The organism is Enterococcus sp. AZ071 (genome assembly GCF_050499065.1).
Taxonomy (GTDB): Bacteria; Bacillota; Bacilli; order Lactobacillales; family Enterococcaceae; genus Enterococcus_A; species Enterococcus_A ferrettii.
Genome location: NZ_JBIPAS010000001.1, coordinates 621568 through 641164 on the forward strand (window position 1 = coordinate 621568; position 19597 = coordinate 641164).

A 19597-nucleotide genomic window follows, 5' to 3' on the forward strand; every position below is an offset into this window, starting at 1 on the left:
CTTTTTGTTAATTATCTGACCTGAGGTTCTTTGATGTGCATTTAATGAGGTGGGAGAAATGGCAAAGAAAAAAATTACGAAAACCAATGCAATTCGTTTAGTTGAAAAAAAAAAGCTTGAGTATGTTGAACACGAATATCAGTGGAGCGAAGATGATTTAGGAGCTGGGCATGTGAGCGAGCAGGTCGAGATAGAACCAGAACGAATTTTCAAAACACTGGTAGCTGTTGGGAATAAGACTGGCCCAGTGGTAGCGGTTATTCCCAGCAACCATGAGCTGAATTTAAAAAAGATCGCCAAAGTAAGCGGTAATAAAAAAGTTGAAATGTTGCATCTAAAGGAGTTAGAAGCAACCACTGGTTATGTTCGTGGGGGCTGTTCACCAATTGGAATGAAAAAGTTGTTCCCAACCTTTTTAGACGAATCAGCAAAAGATTTTGCGAAAATTGCTGTATCTGCTGGTCGTCGCGGCTTGCAGATGGAGCTGTCCCCTTCATCAATTTTACTATTGACAAAAGGGCAGTTCGCATCGTTGGTAAATAGTTAAGCAAATGAGTGGTAGGCTGCATGGGTTCCAGCGACATAACCAGTACAAAAAGCGCTGGTTATGTTGAAACCGCCAGTATACCCGTTAATATCTAGTAATTCACCAGCGATAAATAAACCGGTGATTTTTTTGCTCTCCATCGTTTTTGGAGATATCTCCTTTAGGTCAACGCCACCACCAGTAACAAAAGATTTTTCTAGGCCAAAAGTTCCTTTAGCTAATAATTTCCAGTTCTTGCATAGTTCCGCTAAAGCTTCCACTTTTGTTTTTTTCATTTGATTCGCACCTAAATCGTCAATGTCTAACTTTTCTAAGAAATACTTCAGAAGTCGTTCTGGTAAAAAGCCATTCAGCGCATTTTTCACTTGTCTGGTTGAAGGCTGCAGCTGATTCTCTAATTGCTGAATTAACTCTTGCTTACTAGTATTCGGGAAACAGTCGAGGGTCAAGGTAACCCGATCCTGCTGCTTCAGCAGTTGATTAATAAAACTAGAACAGCGCAACGCTGCCGGACCAGATAAGCCGAAATGGGTAAATAATACATCCATTTCATGGGAAGTAACGGTCTTTCCTTTTTCATCCAGGACACTTAAACCAATGTCGCGTAAGGAAAGTCCTTGCAATTCCTTCTTCTGGATAAAAGCCTCATCTAACAAAACCGGTGATTCCGTTGGGTACAATGGAGTCACATGATGACCCACGTGTTTGGCCAAGCGGTAGCCATCGCCCGTAGCACCCGTAGAAGGGTAAGTTAACCCGCCCGTAGCTAAAACTACACTTTTAGCCGAATAGTCCCCATCAGAAGTTCGGATACCAGTAACTTTTTCCTGATCATGGATAAGCTTCTCAACAGTTGACTGATAAATAATAGTAACGCCTAATTGTTCCAATTCATTTCTTAGACCGTCTACGATCGTTTTTGACTTATCGGTTGTTGGGAAAATCCGACCATGATCCTCCTCCTTCAAAGGGATATCTCGTTCAGCAAAAAAACTCATAATATCCTCATTATCAAATTGTGAAAAGGTACTGTAAAGAAAACGGCCATTTCCAGGAATATGTCGAATTAAGTCCTCAACCGGACGATTATTGGTAACATTGCAGCGACCGCCGCCAGTCATCAGCAATTTTTTTCCCAGCCGTTTATTTTTATCGAAGAGCGCAACCTTAGAGCCGTTAGATGCCGCCGCAATAGCCGCCATCATACCTGACGGACCTGCGCCGACTACGATTACATCCACTTGTTTTTCCATTTTTTTCACCTCGTTGCAAAGTTTATCATGAATTTTTCAACACTTCTATTAGAAAATGATGTAAACTATGAGTATCAAATGTGAGGAGGAGTTTTATGGAAGCAAAGCAATATGTCGAACAGATTCAACAGTATCTAGAGGAAAAAGATCCAAATCAGTCGGAATTTCTGCAAGCTGTGGAAGAGTTTTTGCCTACAATTGTGCCTTTTTTAGAAGAACATCCTGAATACATTGAGCATAATATTTTAGGAATCATCACAGAACCAGAGCGGATGATTCAATTTCGTGTACCTTGGCAGGACGATGAAGGAAATTGGCGCGTTAACCGTGGTTACCGTGTTCAATTCAATTCTGCTATTGGACCATATAAAGGTGGTTTACGTTTCCACCCAAGCGTGAATTTAAGTATCTTGAAGTTTTTAGGCTTTGAGCAAATTTTCAAAAACAGTTTAACTGGCCTGCCAATCGGCGGCGGTAAAGGTGGCTCTGATTTTGATCCAAAAGAAAAATCAGATGCTGAAATTATGCGTTTCTGCCAAAGTTTTATGACTGAATTATCTAAACATATCGGTCCTAATCTGGATGTTCCTGCTGGAGACATTGGTGTTGGCGGTCGTGAAATCGGTTATTTATTTGGCCAATATAAACGATTACGTGAATACGATGCAGGCGTTTTAACTGGTAAACCATTAGGATTTAACGGTAGCTTAGGACGTACTGAAGCTACCGGTTACGGTGCTGTTTACTTTGTTAAGCATTTATTGGAAGATAGAAACGATTCTTTCAAAGAAAAAACGGTTCTAGTTTCCGGTAGCGGAAATGTAGCTATCTATGCAATTGAAAAAGTCCATGAGCTTGGCGGCAAGGCAGTTACTTGTTCTGATTCAAACGGTTATGTTTATGATAAAGATGGTATTGATCTTGATTTACTGAAGGACATTAAAGAAGTTCGTCGCGCCCGTTTAACTGAATATGTGAAGGAGCGCAGCAATGCCGAATACCATGAAGGCTCTGTTTGGGATTTGGAGCAATCAGCAGACATTGCTTTACCATGTGCAACTCAAAATGAAATTGATCAAGCCAAGGCTGAACGTTTAGCGGCTAACGGTGTAAAGGTAGTCGCTGAAGGTGCTAACATGCCAAGTACGATGGATGCAGTGAAGGTTTACCATGAAAAAGGCGTTCTTTACGGACCAGGTAAAGCAGCTAACGCTGGTGGCGTTGCCGTTTCTGCTTTGGAAATGAGTCAAAACTCTCAACGTTTAGCTTGGTCAAAAGACGAAGTAGATCAAAAACTAGATGGAATCATGAAAAATATTTATGAAACGTGTCGTGACACAGCTGAAAAATATTCTGAAAAGGATAACTACGCTGCAGGCGCTAATATTGCTGGCTTTGCTAAGGTTGCTGACGCAATGATTGCTCAAGGTTTGGTTTAATCGCAAAAATTGATGGCTGAGGCTTGAAAAAAAAGCAAAAGAAACGTAAAGTATAACCTGTACGAAGTGATTTTCAAGGAGGAAAAAAGCATGTCACACATTCATTTCGATTATTCGAAAGTCGCTCCATTTGTCAATGAACATGAAATGGAGTATATCAAAGGTCAGGTTGCCTTAGCACACAAAGAATTACGTGAAGGAACTGGTGCTGGGAACGATTATCTAGGTTGGATCGATTTGCCAGTTAACTACGACAAGGCCGAATTTGCTCGCATCAAAAAAGCTGCAGAAAAAATTCAATCGGATTCTGAAGTACTGGTTGTTATCGGAATCGGAGGATCTTATTTAGGAGCTCGTGCCGCAATCGAATTTTTACACCAATCATTCTTTAACGTTTTGGATAAACAAGACCGCAAGGCACCACAAGTATTTTTCGCAGGTAATTCAATCAGCTCAACTTACATTGCTGATTTAATTGAAGTTATTGGTGACCGTGATTTCTCAGTCAATGTCATTTCTAAATCTGGTACTACAACTGAACCGGCAATTGCTTTCCGTGTTTTTAAAGAACTGTTAGTGAAGAAATACGGGGAAGAAGAAGCAAACAAACGTATTTATGCTACTACTGATAAAGCTCGTGGAGCTGTTAAAACTGAAGCAGATGCGGCTGGCTGGGAAACTTTTGTTATCCCTGATGATGTTGGCGGACGTTTTTCTGTTCTTACTGCCGTTGGTTTATTGCCAATTGCTGCAAGTGGCGCAGACATTGATGCCTTGATGCAAGGGGCTGCCGATGCTCGTGATGCTTATTCGAGTGACAAATTGGAAGAAAATGAAGCTTACCAATATGCAGCAATGCGTAACTTGCTATACCGTAAAGGTAAGGTAACCGAAATTTTAGTAAATTACGAACCAGGCATGCAATACTTCAATGAATGGTGGAAACAATTATATGGCGAATCAGAAGGGAAAGACTTGAAAGGTATTTACCCTTCAAGTGCTAACTTCTCAACTGATTTGCATTCGTTTGGTCAGTATATCCAAGAAGGCCGTCGGAATATCTTCGAAACAATCGTGAAGGTACAAAAACCTCGCAAATCTGTTTCAATTCCAAGCCAAGAGTCTGATCTTGATGGACTAGGTTACTTGGAAGGTAAAAATGTTGACTTTGTAAACACTAAAGCTTACGAAGGAACATTGTTAGCTCATACTGATGGAGGAGTGCCAAACTTAGTATTAAACATCCCAACAATGGATGCTTATACTTTAGGTTATGCTATGTACTTCTTCGAAATTGCTGTAGGTGTTTCTGGTTACCTATTAGGTGTTAATCCATTTGACCAACCAGGCGTGGAAGCTTACAAGAAAAACATGTTTGCACTACTTGGCAAACCTGGTTTTGAAGATTTAGCTAAAGAATTGAACGAACGTCTATAATATTTATTATTAAGCACATTAAGTACCTTCTGTTTATAGAAGATACTTAATGTGCTTTTTTATAAGATAAAAGATATCTGATAAAAATTACAATACTATATGCTTATACATATCTTCTGAATACTTATATGAAATAAGTGGATGATGAACAAGAGTTATTATTCTGTTGTTGTATAAATAACGAACGTAATTAATCTTCCTGGTTTTTATATATCAAATATTTTACAGTGTGGGAAAATATATTTTAGAAAAAATTAGTCGAATTTCATTTTCATTAGAAAATGATTATGTTATTATAAGAACATGGGAAGAGGAGGATGTAAATGGAAAATATTGAGATTGGTAGAACTTATTTATGTCGTGCAATTGGTTTGGAAAAGGAAGTAGTAGGGGTTGTAGAACAGCTGTATATCAACACTGCGATGATTAATGTGGTAACTTATGATCCCATTGATCGAGCGAAAGTGATTGAATTACAAAATCGCTTATTAGTGAAATATGAGGAGATTTCTAACCAGATAGAACTGGATCACCCAGCTTAAAAAACAAACAATTGTGATTGAATTCAACATTTAAATAAACAAGGAAGCAAAACGATGCTTCCTTGTTTATTTAAATAGAAAAACAGTTTCTTTATACTTTTACGATTAAAGAATAACGGTAAGTTCGTTGTGCGAAATATCTGTTTTAGTTAATTAATTCAGACATAAAAAAAGACTCACTGTATTAGTGAGTCAGCAATCCTGTAAGCCAGCTGCCACCGTGAAGCAAAGCTAAACTATATAAGAAAATCGAAGCTGGTTTAGCAATTAAAATAATCGCGGTATATTTTTTTAAAGACATATTTGTGACACTTGCCATCAAGCACAGAGCGTCATCGGGTGCGACGGGTAAAAAAATGGCTAGAGCAAAGAGTTTTTCAAAGCGTTTATCATTTTCCAGCCAGTGACTGTACTTTTGATAAACTTTATCACTAACTAGATGACTAATGAGCGGTCTGCCGTAATGCCTTCCTAAAAGAAAAAGTACAATTGAACCTGCGCAAATTCCAACATAATTATATACAAAGCCCCAAAATGGTCCGAAAATCAAGACCCCTGCAGCTAAACTAATTCCACCTGGTAAAATAGGAATGATCACTTGAATCATTTGAATTAAGATAAAAAGGAGCGGTCCGACGATTACCGATTGGCCAACTAAGCTTTGCAAGGAATTCATATCCTTGAAAACACCTAGATGGTAAAAATAGATAGCTAAACCAATAGAAAAGGCCAACCCGGCAAAAGAAATTGCATTAAGCAATCTTCGTGACTGTGCGATACTCATTAACTCATCTCCTTAGTATTGATCATCTTACATGGAGTATATGACAGATTTCAATCTTCTGCATAGGTCTTGCGTCGGATTTTTGACAAAAAGATAGAAACTTTAAAATATTTTACACTTTTTTTATTATAGGCTATCCTAATTGTGAAGGATGATTATTGCTAAGTGAAATGAGGGGTTCTTTGTGAATAAGAATAAAGGTCTAATCCATGAATCAGATGGAGTGAGCCTTGAAGAAATAAATGGTACGGTAAAAATCCCCAAAGATGCTAGCTTCTGGAAGAAGATGGCCTTATATAGTGGTCCAGGAGCTTTAGTCGCTGTTGGGTACATGGATCCTGGGAACTGGATCACTTCAATCGCAGGCGGAGCAGAGTATAAATACAGTCTGTTGAGCGTAGTTTTGCTATCAAGTTTAATTGCCATGCTTCTCCAAAGCATGGCTGCTAAGCTTGGTATTGTTACAGGAAAAGATTTGGCTCAAATGACTCGTTCAAAAACGAGTAAAGGGTTAGGCTTTGCATTGTGGGTAGTCAATGAAATGGCAATTATGGCAACTGACATAGCTGAGGTAATTGGCGGAGCGGTGGCCTTGCAGCTGTTGTTTGGTTTGCCACTATTGATTGGTGTACTTATCACTACCTTTGATGTATTACTGCTTCTTTTGCTGACTAAATTAGGCTTTCGTAAAATCGAAGCGATTGTTGCTGTGCTGATTACGGTTATTTTCTGCGTTTTTGGCTATGAAGTCGCTTTGGCAGATCCTTACTGGGGAGAGGTATTTAGTGGATTTATTCCGACGGTTGAGATTACTACTGACCGTTCAATGCTTTTATTAGCATTAGGAATTGTTGGAGCTACTGTTATGCCTCACAATTTGTATCTTCATTCATCTATTGCACAATCTAGAGATTTTGATCGGGAAAACGAGCAAGAAATAGCTGAGGCAGTGCGATTTACAACGTGGGATTCAAATATTCAATTGAGTGTTGCTTTTATTGTTAACTGTTTATTGTTGATCTTAGGTGGAGCGCTTTTTTATGGAAGCAACAGTGATCTTGGCAAATTTGTTGATCTCTACGATGCACTAAAAGACCCGAAGATTGTCAGTAATATTGCAAGCCCACTTCTAAGCACCTTATTTGCTGTTGCTCTATTGGCTTCCGGGCAAAATTCTACTATTACAGGGACACTTTCTGGACAGATTGTGATGGAAGGATTCATTCGCTTAAGGATGCCTTTATGGATGCGTCGGGTGGTTACTCGTCTACTAGCGATTATTCCAGTAATTATCTGTGTCATCTTATACGGCGGAAATGAGAATGCTGTAGAGGACCTATTGTTATATACTCAAGTTTTTTTAAGCGTTGCTTTGCCGATTTCAATTATTCCATTGACTTTATTTACAAGTGATAAACGTTTGATGGGTAAATTTGTTAATCCACGTTGGGAAAAATATTTAGCTTGGGTGATTACAATAATCCTGACCATTTTGAATTTGTTTTTGATTTACAGTACATTAACAGCTACTAATTAAGGAGATGAAGTAAATGGATTTTCAGAAGATATTAGTTGCTGTTAGTAATTCTTCTTCATCTATTGCAGTTTTTAACTACGCAGTTGAGTTCGCTCAGCTGATAAATGCTTAAATAGTGGTAGCGACCATTTTTGAAATTGACCAGTTAAACGTCTACGAATATTTGAATCCAGATGTATTGCGCAAGCAGAAAGACAAGGCTATAAATCTTGCAAAAGAAGATGTTCGAAAAGCAGAGGGGAAAGGACTTCCTGCACCAGAAGCCTTTGTAGATGAGGGAGGCCCAACAAAGGTAATTATTAAAAAAGTTCTGCCCACCTACCGGCCTGATTTATTAATTTGTGTTTATTAATTTGTGGATCGTCAATTAAAAAGAAGCACAGAAGTTTATTGGGTGAGGAAGCCGATTACATGGTTCAAAATTCAGCTTGTTCTGTGTTTATAGCGAAAAAGTAATAGTAAAATGCTTACCCAAATGCGGAATAAATATCAGTATTTGGGTATCTTTAGCATTAACGTCTTCTATCACGTTTTAATGTCGCCGTCGTCCGTTTTAAGAAACGTTCAATTACGTTAGTGAACATAAATCCTAAAGCGATTGCTCCAGAAGTTACTAATACGATCGCAATATATTGCATGGAAGCATCAAAATTCTGATCCATCATTTCTCTTACCGCTAAATAAGCGGGCCCACCGGGTACCAAAGGAACCAAACTGGGAATATTAAATACGATTACCGGCATTTGCTTTCTGCGAGAGAAAAAAATACTCATTAAACCAATCACCATTGCAGCCAAAAAGTTAGAGAAACCAATATTTTGGTCAAGGTACGTTTGGCAAGTCCAAAAAGTCATCCACCCCATCGCACCAGTTAGCCCGCAAGTTATGAAGGCTTTACGAGGAATGTTAGTTATGATACCAAAAGTAATCGTGCTAAGCATACTAAAAATAAAATTAATTAAAAAAACCAATTTAGGTTCCTCCTAAAAGAAATTGAATGCCACAATAATTCCACCGCCAATAGCTCCAGCAACGAATAGGGCTTCAGTAGCTCTAGCCACTCCGCTAATTAAGTGGCCAGCCATAATATCACGAAAAGAGTTAGTGATTGCTAGTCCAGGGACTAGTGGCATGATTGAGCCGATAATAATATTGTTGATCTCTCTTGCTAGTGATAAATGCACGGAGCAGATAGCTAAAACTCCGATTAGCAAAGCTGCTAAGAAGTCATTTAGGAATTTCATTTCAAGTTTTTTTCCAAAAAAGGTATGGACCGAAAAACCCAGCATGCCGATGATAAATGTAGCGATAAAATCCTGCCAGTCGCCTCGTAAAATAATCATTAAGGTACTGCTGACAACTCCGGAAGCTAAAATCTTCCAAGTGTAAGGGAAATCAGGAGTAATATGATCAATCTCATTCAAATGATTATAAAAGTCTGGAAGCGACAGTTGCCCTTCAGCAAATAAACGAGAACCACGATTCACAGCTGCAACTTTTTCTAAATTGATGGATTGTTGGGTAATTTGAATAACTTGACTGTTTTCTTCTGAGGGTGAACCGACAATCAATCCTGTAGCAGTTACATAGGTTTGAATATCCTCAAGACCTGCATTTTTCGCAATCCGTTTCATAGTGTCTTCTACCCGATAGACCTCGGATCCCGATTCCATCATTATTTTCCCAGCCTTCAGGCAAGTAATCAAGACTAGTTGAGCGTAACTTTGTTGAGCCAAATAAACACCACCTTTTAGTATTAACTCTCTCATCTTAAAAAAAAGAAGTCAAATAGGCAAGAAAAAGCGAAGGTTTCCTGCTATAATATGAGATAAAGTAACAGATGAACAAAAAAATTCATTTCTTTTGAAAAAATACTCTTGCAATTTTTTTCTTTTAAGTATAACGTATTTCTGTGTTAGGAAAACACATGTTATCAAAACACTGGGTGATAAAACGATTCCAGATGTTAGTATATGGAATTGCACTGCAATAATACAAGTTTTTCAAGAATTTTTGCTCTAATTTAGATAACGTAACATATTAGGGTTGCAAAACTGTTCACTTTTTGATTAAAATGAATTAACAAGAAAAATAATAACATCTTGGGAGGAAAAAAGTATGAGAAGAAAAGTGTACACGAAGGATCAAATTCTAAAGGCTGCTTATGAAGTTGTGGAAAATGAGGGGTTTTCTGGTTTCACTGCTCGGAACATTGCTAAAAAGATGGGAATTAGTACACAACCAATTTATTTAGAATTCAAGAATATGCAAGATTTGAAGGATACATTGCTGGATGAAATTTGCAACCATTTGTATTATGATATTTTCCCGGAAGTGCGCACTGGGGATACAATCATTGATTTGGGATTAAATTATGTGTATTTTGCGAAAGAAAGAAGCAATTTATACAATGCTTTATACGTACAAGAATACGGCGGCGGACAAAAAATGCATGATTTTTCTTATAAATATTTCTATGAATTAATCAAAAAGCATCCGAAGTATAAAAACTTAGATGATGAGCATATTAATGCTTTACACGTGGGTACTTGGATCACTGTTACAGGGATTGCTACGTTGATGTCTTCAGGTATTATTGAACCCACTGAAGAAGACATTGTTCATCTAATTAATCGTGCGATCGACAGTATTTTGAGTACAGAGGATACAGCAGTTTTAGATAAACTCTAAAAAAGCTTGACTTTTGAAAGAAAAAAGGTAAGATGAATTTTGCGGAAGGTTGGCAGAGTGGTAATGCACCGGACTCGAAATCCGGCGAGCCGCAGTAATGTGGTGCACGGGTTCAAATCCCGTACCTTCCTTATATCTTATCTTCTAAAGAGCTGGAATGCTGAGGTAATTTAATACCTGTCACTGTTCCAGTTTTTTGTGATTCTTACTCAAAAACGGTTCCTTTTTTTGCAGAAATTAAGCAACAGCTATTAACAAAGTATTATTCGAAAGAAATAGCTGTGGAAAATATGATGACACCTATAATAGCTATTGAGCACTTGTGGATCCTAATGACTAAAAAGGCGTTAGGAGTGACTCGGGGAAGAGTTTTACGATAAATTCGTTGATCTGTGATGAACTTTAAAAGAAAGACTTGCCATCTTCTGTAGTTGTAGATGACAAGTCTTTTTGCTGAAAAAAGCTGACGAAAAATTCATCAACTTATAGATCCAAATATTTTTCTAAGTAATCAGCTAATCCATCCTCAGAGTTTGGCTTGGCGGTAATATCGTTTGCCACTGATTTCACTTGTTCAGTTCCGTTGGCCATAGCAACCCCCCAGCCAGCGTAAGCTAGCATATCCACATCGTTGTGTTCGTCACCGAATGCAATAATATCTTCTTTATTCATGTCGAAAACCTTAACGATATGAGCTAACCCGTGAGCCTTTTGGATGCCTTTAGCCACGATCTCTAAGATTGAGTTAGGTCCACCCCAAGTATTAACTTCAACAGAAGCGCCATATTGCTGTTTTAGTTCTTCGGCAACACTCTTTAAGTTTTGTGGCTGGCTGCGTACAATCACAGAAGTTGGATCTTTAACTAATGAATCGGTCGTTAACAAGTTGTCGGCTGTTGCTTTACTGGCAAACATATGCTTGTCAAAGAAATTCAAATCATCAATAAAGAAAGTATTGCGGTCTTCGGCTGCAATGAAGTCCAGCTTCAAATTTTTCTTTTCTTGCATAATATCAAAGACGATATTCCGGTTAAAAGAAGTTTCAAGTTCATTATCCCATTGCTTTTCTGGTAAATGAACTAGGGCACCATTAAAATTGACCATCGGTGTAGTTAGCTGCAGTTCACGATAAAATTCACTACTCATGCGGTAAGGTCTGCCTGTAGCAATTACGACAGAATGGCCGTCCTCCATTGCCCGTTTTAAAGTTTTTGCTGTTCGTTCAGATATTTTAGATTCTTCGTTTAGTGTCGTCCCATCCAGATCGATGGCAATCATCTTTTTCATAGTAATCATCCTTGTCTCAATTTGTTTCAGTCTAGCATATCTTATAAAAAACGCAACCAACTAGTAATAAATTTAGTAAATGATAAAATTGTTTATGACTACAAAGCTTGACAATCTTTGTTATAGTAGTAGTTGAAGAAAAATGTAAAAAAGAGAGCTGAAAAAAATGAAAATCAATTGGCGAAGAAACCTGTTCGTATCCTGGATTGGTTGTTTCTTCACAGGAGCAAGTTTTAGTTTGGTCATGCCTTTCTTGCCGGTATATATTGAACAAATGGGAACCCCGGTACCTCAAGTAGAGATGTTTGCTGGTTTGGCAATTTCGGTCACGGCTTTTGCAGCAGCTATTGTCTCACCTATTTGGGGTAATCTTGCTGATCGCAAAGGAAGAAAGCTAATGATGGTTCGCGCAGCTGCTGGAATGACTATCACAATGGGATCTTTAGCGTTTGTTCCAAATGTGTATTGGTTGTTAGGCATGCGGTTTATGACAGGAGTTCTTTCTGGTTATATTCCCAATGCTACTGCGATGATCGCTTCACAGGCACCTCGCGAAAAGAGTGGATGGGCGTTAGGAACATTGTCAACGGGAGCAGTTGCTGGCAATTTAATCGGACCATCAATCGGTGGTGTGTTGGCTCAATGGTTCGGTTTAGAGAACGTTTTTATAATTACTGGAATTATTTTGTTGATCTGTACAATTTTAACTATCTTTATGGTCCAGGAAAATTTTCAGCCGATCGAAAAGCAGGATATGGTCAGTATGAGAGGACTTACGAAGAAAATAAACTATCTGTCAATCTTGGTAGGTTTGTTTGTAAGTACGTTGATTCTACAATTAGGAGCAACAAGCATTAGCCCAATTTTAACTCTATATATTCGTCAATTAAGTGGAAACAGCAATAATGCGTTGATGATTAGTGGATTTATTATTTCGGCAGCAGGGGTCTCAGCGGTCATTTCTTCACCGACTCTAGGTAAGATTGGTGACAAGATAGGAAATCATAAAATTCTTTTGTTTGGGTTGTTTTTATCCTTCATCTGCTTTATTCCAATGGCTTTTGTAAAAACCCCCTTTCAATTAGGAGTGCTTCGTTTCTTCTTAGGATTCTCAACAGGCGCTTTGATGCCGTCTATTAATACGTTAATCGGCAAAATCAGTCCACCTGAAGGAGTTAGCCGTATATATAGCTATAATCAGATGTTTAACAATTTTGGACAAGTATTAGGTCCGATGATTGGATCAACTGTAGCGCATTCTTTAGGCTATTCAGCCGTCTTTTTGGTTACGAGCGCTTGTGTATTCGGGAATATTCTGCTTAGTCTGTTCAACTTCCGAGGGCTTCTGATGAGTAAAACAAAAATATAAGTTAAGTGGAAGATTTTTTTACAGGTTCAACAGAAAGAAAAAACCAGTTACAATAAAGTAACTGGCTTATTTTCTAGTGGTTAGCTGATCGATGAGTTGGCTTCATTGCAAAAGAAAGTAAAACTGTAATAACACCAATAATTAGCGAAACAATCGTTGAAAGCTGGAAGTCATAAGTAGCACTTTGCAAGGCGCCGCCCAGGTAACAAACTGCCTGACCAATGGCAAATGCCCAAAAGAAAGTAACGAGATATTTCATTAACAAAACCTCTTTTCTTGCAGATTTCTAGAACTAGTTTAGCATTTTTTCAAAAAAAGTAAAGAAAAGTCTTCATGAAAATATTTTATAGGAGGGCCCCATGAATTTTCCACAACTATATACTAAAACTTCCTATTCATTGCTGAAAAGTACCTTGACAATTTCAGAATATGTCAAAAAAGCGAAAGAGTTGGGCTATAAATCTTTGGCCTTAACGGATGAGCATGTACTTTATGGAGCAGTTGAATTTTATCAGGCGTGCATACATCAGGATATAAAACCAATCATTGGCATGGAACTAGATATCTTATCAAAAGCTGAAGAGGCATTTACACTTCTTTTATATGCTAAAAATTTAGCAGGTTATCAAAACTTGATGCGTATTTCTTCTCAAAGAATGATTGAAGAGAAGTCACAGCATTTAGCTGAGTATGAAATTAACAGCCAGAATTTGATGGTTGTTTTACCTATAAGTAAAATTACTTTAGAAGAGAACATCGATTACATAATGGATGAAGTAAAAGAAACCTTCCACGATACAGTATTTTTAGGCTGTTCTTTGACTAACAGCAGACAAATTGATGCTATTAGGCAACCACACGGTTTGCCTCTTCTTGCTTTGCACGAGGTAAAGTATTTAAAGCCAGAAGAAGCTTTTGCTATCGACGTGATGAAAAAAATTCAGTCCGGGAAGCAGATAAGCAAAGACGCATTAGTAGAAAAAAAAGGCAACAGCTACTTGTTGTCAGAAGAAGAAATTAATCACTATTTTCAAGAGGAAAAAAGAGAAGAAGCTATTAGTAATGCCATTTCATTAGCAGAAAGCTGCCAATTCGAAATCCCTTTGCATCAAAAGCTGCTGCCGCATTATCCGTTGGAAACTGACCAAAATGCAAAAGAGTTTTTAGAAAAACTGTGCTGGGAACGGTTGCCACTTCGAGTCAACGATATATCAACGGTTTATCAAGAACGATTGGCTAAAGAGTTGTCTATCATACACACAATGGGATTTGATGATTATTTTCTGATTGTATGGGATGTGATGGATTATGCTCACCGCAATCAAATTGTGACGGGAGCCGGACGTGGATCTGCCGCAGGCTCTTTGGTAGCGTATGTTTTGTCAATCACGGATGTAGATCCTATTCAATATAACCTGCTCTTCGAACGCTTTCTAAATCCAGAAAGAAACAGTATGCCTGATATTGACTTGGATATTCCCGATAATCGACGTAATGAAATTTTGCATTACGTAAAAGAAAAATACGGTCGTTTTCATGTAGCTCAAATTGCGACTTTTGGAACAATGGCAGCCAAAATGGTCTTACGAGATGTGGGACGAGTCTTCGGTTTATCTCAAAGTGAAGCGAGTCGTTGGTCCAAATCCATTCCCAATCAGTTGAAAATTACTTTGCGAGATGCTTACGAGCAATCTGAAACGCTGAAACAATTAGTAAACACAAACTCCAAAAGCCAATTGATGTTTCAAACAGCTTTAAGTTTAGAAGGTTTGCCTAGACATGTATCCACTCATGCTGCGGGTGTAGTCATTAGTGATCAAGAATTAATTTCAATTGTCCCTTTGCAAAATGGTTCGGAAGATATTCTGCTAACTCAATTTACAATGAGCGATATCGAAACAATTGGACTTCTGAAGATGGACTTTTTAGGTCTGCGTAACCTATCGATTATTGATACTGCTTTACGCAATATAAAAAAAGTTTATCAACAAGAAATCAATCTTAAGCAGATTCCATTAGATGATCCTCAAACTTTGGAACTTTTTCAGCGAGGCGAAACCAGCGGAGTCTTTCAATTTGAATCTGCGGGCATTCGAAATGTGTTACGTCGCCTAGGTCCAACTTCGATTGAGGATATCGCAGCCGTAAATGCGTTGTATCGACCAGGACCCATGCAAAACATAGATCATTTTATCGCTAGGAAAAAAGGAAAAGAAGCCATTCAATATCCTGAAGAGTCGCTGAAACCAATTTTGGAAAACACTTATGGCATCATTGTTTACCAAGAACAAATTATGCAAGTTGCTGCGCGAATGGCCGGATTTAGTCTAGGACAGGCAGATATATTGCGGCGCGCTGTTAGCAAAAAGAAAAAGGATTTATTAGACGAAGAGAGGCAGCACTTTGTATCTGGATCAATTCAGCAAGGCTATACACAAAGTAGCGCTGAAGAGGTATACGATTATATAGAGCGTTTTGCCAATTATGGGTTTAACCGATCACATGCGTTTGCCTATTCTTTTGTCGGCTACCAAATGGCTTATCTTAAAGTTCATTATCCAGGACCTTTCTATGCGGCCTTACTTAAATCAGTTCGGAGCGACGCTAAAAAGATGCGTGAATATATAGCCGAGGCAAATCAGGCCGGAGTTAGCTTATTGGCTCCAGATATCAATAAAAGCTTTTATAGTTTTACTTTAGTCGAGAAGGATACGATTCGCTTTGGCCTAGATGCGATTAAAGGTATCAGGCGCGATTATGTAGCGAGTATTCTTGCTGAACGTAAAGCGCAAGGTTTTTATAAATCGTTAGACAATTTCTTGTTGAGAATTGAAGATCGATGGCTAAAGGAAGAATATATTGAACCGTTAATCGTAGTAGGTGCATTTGATGAGCTTCATGAAAATCGTCGTCAATTGCAAGTTGAATTGGAAGGAAAAATTCAAAATGTTTTGTATAGTGGCGGTAGTGATTCTCTGCTAGACGTTATGAGTCTGAAGGAGCACGAAGTTCCAGAATATTCATTAGCAGAAAAACTTGATTATGAAGAAAAATATTTGGGCTTGTATGTATCGGGACATCCAACTGAAAACTATCCGAAACTAAAACGACAGAGAAATATTCGTTTAACCAGTGATGTTGTGCCAGGTCAAAATGCAACCATACTTATTTACTTGAAAGAGCTACGGGAAATAAGGACAAAAAAAGGAGAGCAGATGGCATTTCTTAACGGAAATGATCAAAGCGGAGAACTCTCCCTAACTATTTTTCCGATTCTTTATCGCAAAGTTCGCAATATGATTCACTTAGACCAAGTTTATCTTGTCTCCGGAAAAATTGAAAAAAGTAGTTATGATCAATCATTGCAATTGTTGGTGGAAGAATTTGAGTCAGCTGACACGGTAGAAAACAGTCTCTCAGAAGAAATTCTTTATCTGAGAATTTCCAGTGAACAGGATAGCCGTACGCTTCATCAAGAAATTGCAGAAAAGCTGAAAACCGCTCCTGGGAATATTCCGGTAATTCTTTATTTTGAAAAAGATCAAAGAAAGATTGTGTTAGGAAAGGAGTATTGGATAGGGCGTAATGAGGACTTATTGACCGATTTACGTGACATATTGGGTAATAAAAACGTCGTATTACGATGATTTCTTGTAACTTTCAAAACTTTTTTCAGGTATATCAAACTTTCCTAACATCTTTCCAAGACTTTTAGCGGCTTTGATGGTAGAATGTACCATGAATTGAGAACAATGCTTGATTAATAATTTTTTGAGGTGAGAAAATGAAACGCATTGGAATTTTAACAAGTGGAGGAGACGCTCCAGGAATGAACGCAGCTGTTCGTGCCGTGGTTCGTAAAGGGATCTATGAAGGTCTTGAAGTTTATGGAATCAACTACGGTTTTGCAGGTTTGGTTGCAGGTGATATTCGACGTTTGGATGTTGCTGATGTTGGTGATAAAATCCAACGTGGAGGAACATTTTTATATTCTGCTCGTTACCCAGAATTTGCGACTGAAGAAGGTCAATTAAAAGGGATCGAACAATTGAAAAAGTTTGGGATCGAAGGATTAGTAGTTATTGGTGGAGACGGTTCTTATCATGGAGCAATGGCATTAACTAAACACGGTTTCCCAGCAGTGGGTATTCCAGGGACAATTGATAATGATATTCCAGGAACAGATTTCACTATCGGTTTTGATACAGCCATCAACACAGTCTTGGAATCAATCGATAGAATTCGTGATACAGCGACTTCTCATGTACGCACTTTCGTAATTGAAGTAATGGGGCGTGGAGCCGGTGATATTGCTTTATGGTCAGGTGTTGCTGGTGGGGCAGATGAAATTGTCATTCCAGAGCATGACTTCAATATGGCTCAGATTGCTGAAAAAATTAAAGCGGGACGTGATCGTGGAAAAAAACATTGTCTAATTGTTCTTGCTGAAGGTGTCATGGGCGGCAATGATTTTGCGGATAAGTTATCAGAGTATGGTGATTTCCATACCCGAGTTAGTGTGCTTGGCCATGTTGTGCGTGGGGGATCTCCAAGCGCCCGCGACCGCGTATTAGCAAGTAAATTTGGCTCGTATGCAGTCGAATTGTTGCAACAGGAAAAAGGTGGATTGTGTATTGGTATGTTAAACAATAAAGTGGTTGCAGCTGATATTATTGATACTTTAGAAAACAATAAACATAAACCTGACTTATCTCTGTATGAACTGAACCAAACAATCTCATTTTAATCTCGTTAACTAGGTAGCCCGAGGCTATTTAATTATAAAAGCAATGACAACAAGAATAGGAGCGTTTATATAATGAAAAAAACAAAAATCGTTAGTACATTAGGACCAGCAAGTAATACACTTGAAATCATCTCAGAGTTGATCGAGGCTGGTGCAAATGTCTTTCGTTTCAACTTTTCTCACGGTGACCATGAAGAACAATTAAGTCGTATGACTCTTGTTCGTGAAGCTGTTAAGAAAACAGGAAAAGACGTCGGTATTCTTTTAGATACAAAAGGTGCAGAAATTCGCACAACGGTACAAGACACTACAGAAGCAGATTATGGTCGTGCGGGCTATATCCAATTTGAAGTTGGAGATAAAACTCGTATTTCAATGAACCCTGAACATAAAGGAACAAAAGAAAAAATTGCGGTTACTTATCCTGGCTTATTCGAGGATGTTCACGTTGGCGGACACGTTTTATTCGATGATGGCTTAATTGACATGGAAATTATCGAAAAAGATGAAGCAGCACGTGAGCTAGTTGTTGTCGTTAAAAATGCTGGTATGTTAGGTTCACGCAAAGGTGTTAATGCACCAGGCGTTTCAATCAGCTTGCCAGGAATCACTGAAAAGGATGCAGAAGATATTCGTTTTGGTTTGGACAACGACATTGACTTCATCGCTGCCAGCTTTGTACGTAAAGCACAAGACGTTTTAGAAATTCGTGAAATTTTAGAAGAAAAAGACATGATGCATGTTCAAATCTTCTCTAAAATTGAATCTCAAGAAGGTATTGACAACATTGACGAAATCATCAAAGTTTCTGATGGTATCATGGTTGCCCGCGGCGACATGGGTGTTGAAATTCCAGCGGAAGAAGTTCCAATGGTTCAAAAATCAATTATCAAAAAATGTAATGCTGCTGGTAAATCAGTTATTACCGCTACACAAATGTTGGAATCTATGCAAAGCAACCCACGTCCTACACGTGCTGAAGCGTCTGACGTTGCGAACGCTGTTTTCGACGGAACAGATGCTACTATGCTTTCAGGTGAATCAGCAAACGGTGACTACCCAGTAGAAGCTGTTGCAACTATGGCTCGGATTGACCAAGAAGCAGAAAAAGCACTTGAAGAAATGGGTACTTTCCAAATCAATGAATTTGATAAAACAGATGTAACTGAAACTGTCAGCTTGTCAGTAGCACGCGCTGCACACAATTTAGGTGTTAAAACCATTGTTGCTGCAACAGAATCAGGATACACTGCTAAAATGATCTCAAAATATCGTCCAGATGCAGACATCTTGGCTGTAACCTTTGACGAACGCACAAAACGCGGCTTGATGTTAAACTGGGGTGTTTACCCAACTGTTGCAGAAAAACCAACTACAACAGATGATATGTTTGAATTAGCTACTAAAAAAGCTGTAGATTTAGGCTTCGCTAAAGAAGGCGACCTAATTCTAATCACTGCAGGTGTTCCAGTTGGCGAACGCGGAACAACTAACGTTATGAAAATCCAATTAATTGGCTCTAAATTATTAGAAGCACAAGGTGTTGGTGAAAAAGCTGTTGTTGCAAACGCAGTGATCGCATCTTCTGCTGAAGAAGCTGTGAAAAACGCTAAAGAAGGCATGGTTCTAGTTGTACCAACAACTGATAAAGAATATATGCCTGCAATTGAAAAAGCTGCTGCTTTAATCGTTGAAGATGGCGGATTAACTTCTCATGCTGCTGTTGTCGGCATTGCACAAGATATTCCAGTTATTGTTGGCGCTAAAGATGCAACTACAATTATTGTTGATGGCGAGTTAGTAACAGTAGACCCTCGTCGTGGAATTGTTTACCGTGGAGAAACTACAGCCATCTAAGGTTGTCTTTCTTGGGGTGAGCCAATTAAATTTGGTTCACCCTTTTCTCTTGTTTTCATAAAAATGATGATAAAAAAACGCAGTAGCATCAGTTTTTTTAAGGTGTC

17 protein-coding genes and 1 tRNA gene are annotated in these 19597 nt (G+C 38.4%); 12 read left to right on the top strand and 6 right to left on the bottom strand.

Going from position 1 to position 19597, the window contains the following annotated elements:
* Nucleotides 1–58: 58 nt before the first annotated feature.
* The gene (gene ybaK / locus IGI49_RS03025; protein WP_429963309.1) at nt 59–547 is read left to right on the top strand and encodes a Cys-tRNA(Pro) deacylase; all 489 of its coding nucleotides are present in this window, start codon (nt 59–61) and stop codon (nt 545–547) included.
* Here the strand turns inward: ybaK and IGI49_RS03030 are convergent.
* Nucleotides 544–1800, bottom strand: coding sequence for an NAD(P)/FAD-dependent oxidoreductase (locus IGI49_RS03030; RefSeq protein ID WP_429963310.1), 1257 nt, complete (start codon nt 1798–1800; stop codon nt 544–546). The two genes, ybaK and IGI49_RS03030, sit on opposite strands and share 4 nt — an antisense overlap.
* 95 nt (nt 1801–1895) lie before the next feature.
* On the opposite strand from IGI49_RS03030, the gene gdhA reads away from it, so the two are divergent.
* The 3 genes from gdhA to IGI49_RS03045 all read left to right on the top strand — a co-directional run bounded on the left by gdhA (nt 1896) and on the right by IGI49_RS03045 (nt 5218).
* Nucleotides 1896–3239, top strand: a complete 1344-nt coding sequence (gdhA, locus tag IGI49_RS03035) for an NADP-specific glutamate dehydrogenase (RefSeq protein WP_429963311.1) — start codon at nt 1896–1898, stop codon at nt 3237–3239.
* A 90-nt stretch (nt 3240–3329) separates the two neighbouring features.
* Nucleotides 3330–4676 (top strand): glucose-6-phosphate isomerase, encoded by a 1347-nt coding sequence (locus IGI49_RS03040; protein ID WP_429963312.1) that lies wholly within the window; start codon nt 3330–3332, stop codon nt 4674–4676.
* Nucleotides 4677–4999: 323 nt separating this feature from the next.
* On the top strand, nt 5000–5218 hold the full coding sequence (locus tag IGI49_RS03045; protein WP_207704992.1) for a hypothetical protein: 219 nt from the start codon (nt 5000–5002) through the stop codon (nt 5216–5218).
* A 184-nt stretch (nt 5219–5402) separates the two neighbouring features.
* Here IGI49_RS03045 and IGI49_RS03050 read toward each other — a convergent pair whose 3' ends face one another.
* Nucleotides 5403–6002, bottom strand: coding sequence for a TVP38/TMEM64 family protein (locus IGI49_RS03050; RefSeq protein WP_429963313.1), 600 nt, complete (start codon nt 6000–6002; stop codon nt 5403–5405).
* Between the two features lie 184 nt (nt 6003–6186).
* On the opposite strand from IGI49_RS03050, the gene IGI49_RS03055 reads away from it, so the two are divergent.
* Together IGI49_RS03055 and IGI49_RS03060 are read left to right on the top strand one after the other, a co-directional pair.
* Complete coding sequence (locus IGI49_RS03055) at nt 6187–7539, top strand: Nramp family divalent metal transporter (RefSeq protein WP_429963314.1); 1353 nt, start codon at nt 6187–6189, stop codon at nt 7537–7539.
* 115 nt (nt 7540–7654) lie between these two features.
* Nucleotides 7655–7891 (top strand): hypothetical protein, encoded by a 237-nt coding sequence (locus IGI49_RS03060; RefSeq protein WP_429963315.1) that lies wholly within the window; start codon nt 7655–7657, stop codon nt 7889–7891.
* 160 nt (nt 7892–8051) lie between these two features.
* Here the strand turns inward: IGI49_RS03060 and IGI49_RS03065 are convergent, their stop codons facing one another.
* Together IGI49_RS03065 and IGI49_RS03070 are read right to left on the bottom strand one after the other, a co-directional pair.
* On the bottom strand, nt 8052–8510 hold the full coding sequence (locus tag IGI49_RS03065; protein WP_429963316.1) for a threonine/serine exporter family protein: 459 nt from the start codon (nt 8508–8510) through the stop codon (nt 8052–8054).
* 12 nt (nt 8511–8522) lie between these two features.
* The gene (locus tag IGI49_RS03070) at nt 8523–9275 is read right to left on the bottom strand and encodes a threonine/serine exporter family protein (protein ID WP_207702975.1); all 753 of its coding nucleotides are present in this window, start codon (nt 9273–9275) and stop codon (nt 8523–8525) included.
* A gap of 382 nt (nt 9276–9657) precedes the next feature.
* Between IGI49_RS03070 and IGI49_RS03075 the strand changes: the two genes are divergently transcribed.
* Both IGI49_RS03075 and IGI49_RS03080 read left to right on the top strand, forming a co-directional pair.
* Entirely contained in the window at nt 9658–10230 is a 573-nt protein-coding gene (locus IGI49_RS03075; RefSeq protein WP_207702974.1) for a TetR/AcrR family transcriptional regulator, read from the top strand.
* 43 nt (nt 10231–10273) lie between these two features.
* A tRNA-Ser gene (locus IGI49_RS03080) sits at nt 10274–10361 on the top strand.
* Nucleotides 10362–10713: 352 nt separating this feature from the next.
* Here the strand turns inward: IGI49_RS03080 and IGI49_RS03085 are convergent.
* Complete coding sequence (locus IGI49_RS03085; protein ID WP_429963317.1) at nt 10714–11517, bottom strand: Cof-type HAD-IIB family hydrolase; 804 nt, start codon at nt 11515–11517, stop codon at nt 10714–10716.
* 166 nt (nt 11518–11683) lie between these two features.
* Here IGI49_RS03085 and IGI49_RS03090 point away from each other — a divergent pair, with 166 nt between their 5' ends.
* Nucleotides 11684–12886 carry a multidrug efflux MFS transporter gene (locus tag IGI49_RS03090; RefSeq protein WP_429963318.1) on the top strand — a complete coding sequence of 401 codons (1203 nt, stop codon included), beginning with the start codon at nt 11684–11686 and terminating at the stop codon, nt 12884–12886.
* Nucleotides 12887–12959: 73 nt separating this feature from the next.
* On the opposite strand, the gene IGI49_RS03095 is transcribed toward IGI49_RS03090, so the two are convergent.
* Complete coding sequence (locus IGI49_RS03095) at nt 12960–13145, bottom strand: YjzD family protein (RefSeq protein ID WP_429963319.1); 186 nt, start codon at nt 13143–13145, stop codon at nt 12960–12962.
* Between the two features lie 100 nt (nt 13146–13245).
* On the opposite strand from IGI49_RS03095, the gene dnaE reads away from it, so the two are divergent.
* From dnaE to pyk, 3 genes are all read left to right on the top strand, one after another.
* On the top strand, nt 13246–16533 hold the full coding sequence (dnaE, locus tag IGI49_RS03100; protein WP_429963320.1) for a DNA polymerase III subunit alpha: 3288 nt from the start codon (nt 13246–13248) through the stop codon (nt 16531–16533).
* Nucleotides 16534–16670: 137 nt separating this feature from the next.
* The gene (gene pfkA / locus IGI49_RS03105; RefSeq protein ID WP_429963321.1) at nt 16671–17633 is read left to right on the top strand and encodes a 6-phosphofructokinase; all 963 of its coding nucleotides are present in this window, start codon (nt 16671–16673) and stop codon (nt 17631–17633) included.
* Nucleotides 17634–17705: 72 nt separating this feature from the next.
* Nucleotides 17706–19490, top strand: a complete 1785-nt coding sequence (gene pyk / locus IGI49_RS03110) for a pyruvate kinase (RefSeq protein WP_207702968.1) — start codon at nt 17706–17708, stop codon at nt 19488–19490.
* The last annotated feature ends 107 nt before the right edge of the window (nt 19491–19597 follow it).

Coding starts and splice junctions, on each gene's coding strand:
- IGI49_RS03090 (WP_429963318.1), top strand. CDS start 11,684: ATGAAAATCAATTGGCGAAGAAACCTGTTCGTATCCTGGATTGGTTGT.
- IGI49_RS03040 (WP_429963312.1), top strand. CDS start 3,330: ATGTCACACATTCATTTCGATTATTCGAAAGTCGCTCCATTTGTCAAT.
- IGI49_RS03050 (WP_429963313.1), bottom strand. CDS start 6,002: ATGAGTATCGCACAGTCACGAAGATTGCTTAATGCAATTTCTTTTGCC.
- dnaE (WP_429963320.1), top strand. CDS start 13,246: ATGAATTTTCCACAACTATATACTAAAACTTCCTATTCATTGCTGAAA.
- IGI49_RS03045 (WP_207704992.1), top strand. CDS start 5,000: ATGGAAAATATTGAGATTGGTAGAACTTATTTATGTCGTGCAATTGGT.
- pfkA (WP_429963321.1), top strand. CDS start 16,671: ATGAAACGCATTGGAATTTTAACAAGTGGAGGAGACGCTCCAGGAATG.
- gdhA (WP_429963311.1), top strand. CDS start 1,896: ATGGAAGCAAAGCAATATGTCGAACAGATTCAACAGTATCTAGAGGAA.
- IGI49_RS03075 (WP_207702974.1), top strand. CDS start 9,658: ATGAGAAGAAAAGTGTACACGAAGGATCAAATTCTAAAGGCTGCTTAT.
- pyk (WP_207702968.1), top strand. CDS start 17,706: ATGAAAAAAACAAAAATCGTTAGTACATTAGGACCAGCAAGTAATACA.
- IGI49_RS03085 (WP_429963317.1), bottom strand. CDS start 11,517: ATGAAAAAGATGATTGCCATCGATCTGGATGGGACGACACTAAACGAA.
- ybaK (WP_429963309.1), top strand. CDS start 59: ATGGCAAAGAAAAAAATTACGAAAACCAATGCAATTCGTTTAGTTGAA.
- IGI49_RS03095 (WP_429963319.1), bottom strand. CDS start 13,145: ATGAAATATCTCGTTACTTTCTTTTGGGCATTTGCCATTGGTCAGGCA.
- IGI49_RS03030 (WP_429963310.1), bottom strand. CDS start 1,800: ATGGAAAAACAAGTGGATGTAATCGTAGTCGGCGCAGGTCCGTCAGGT.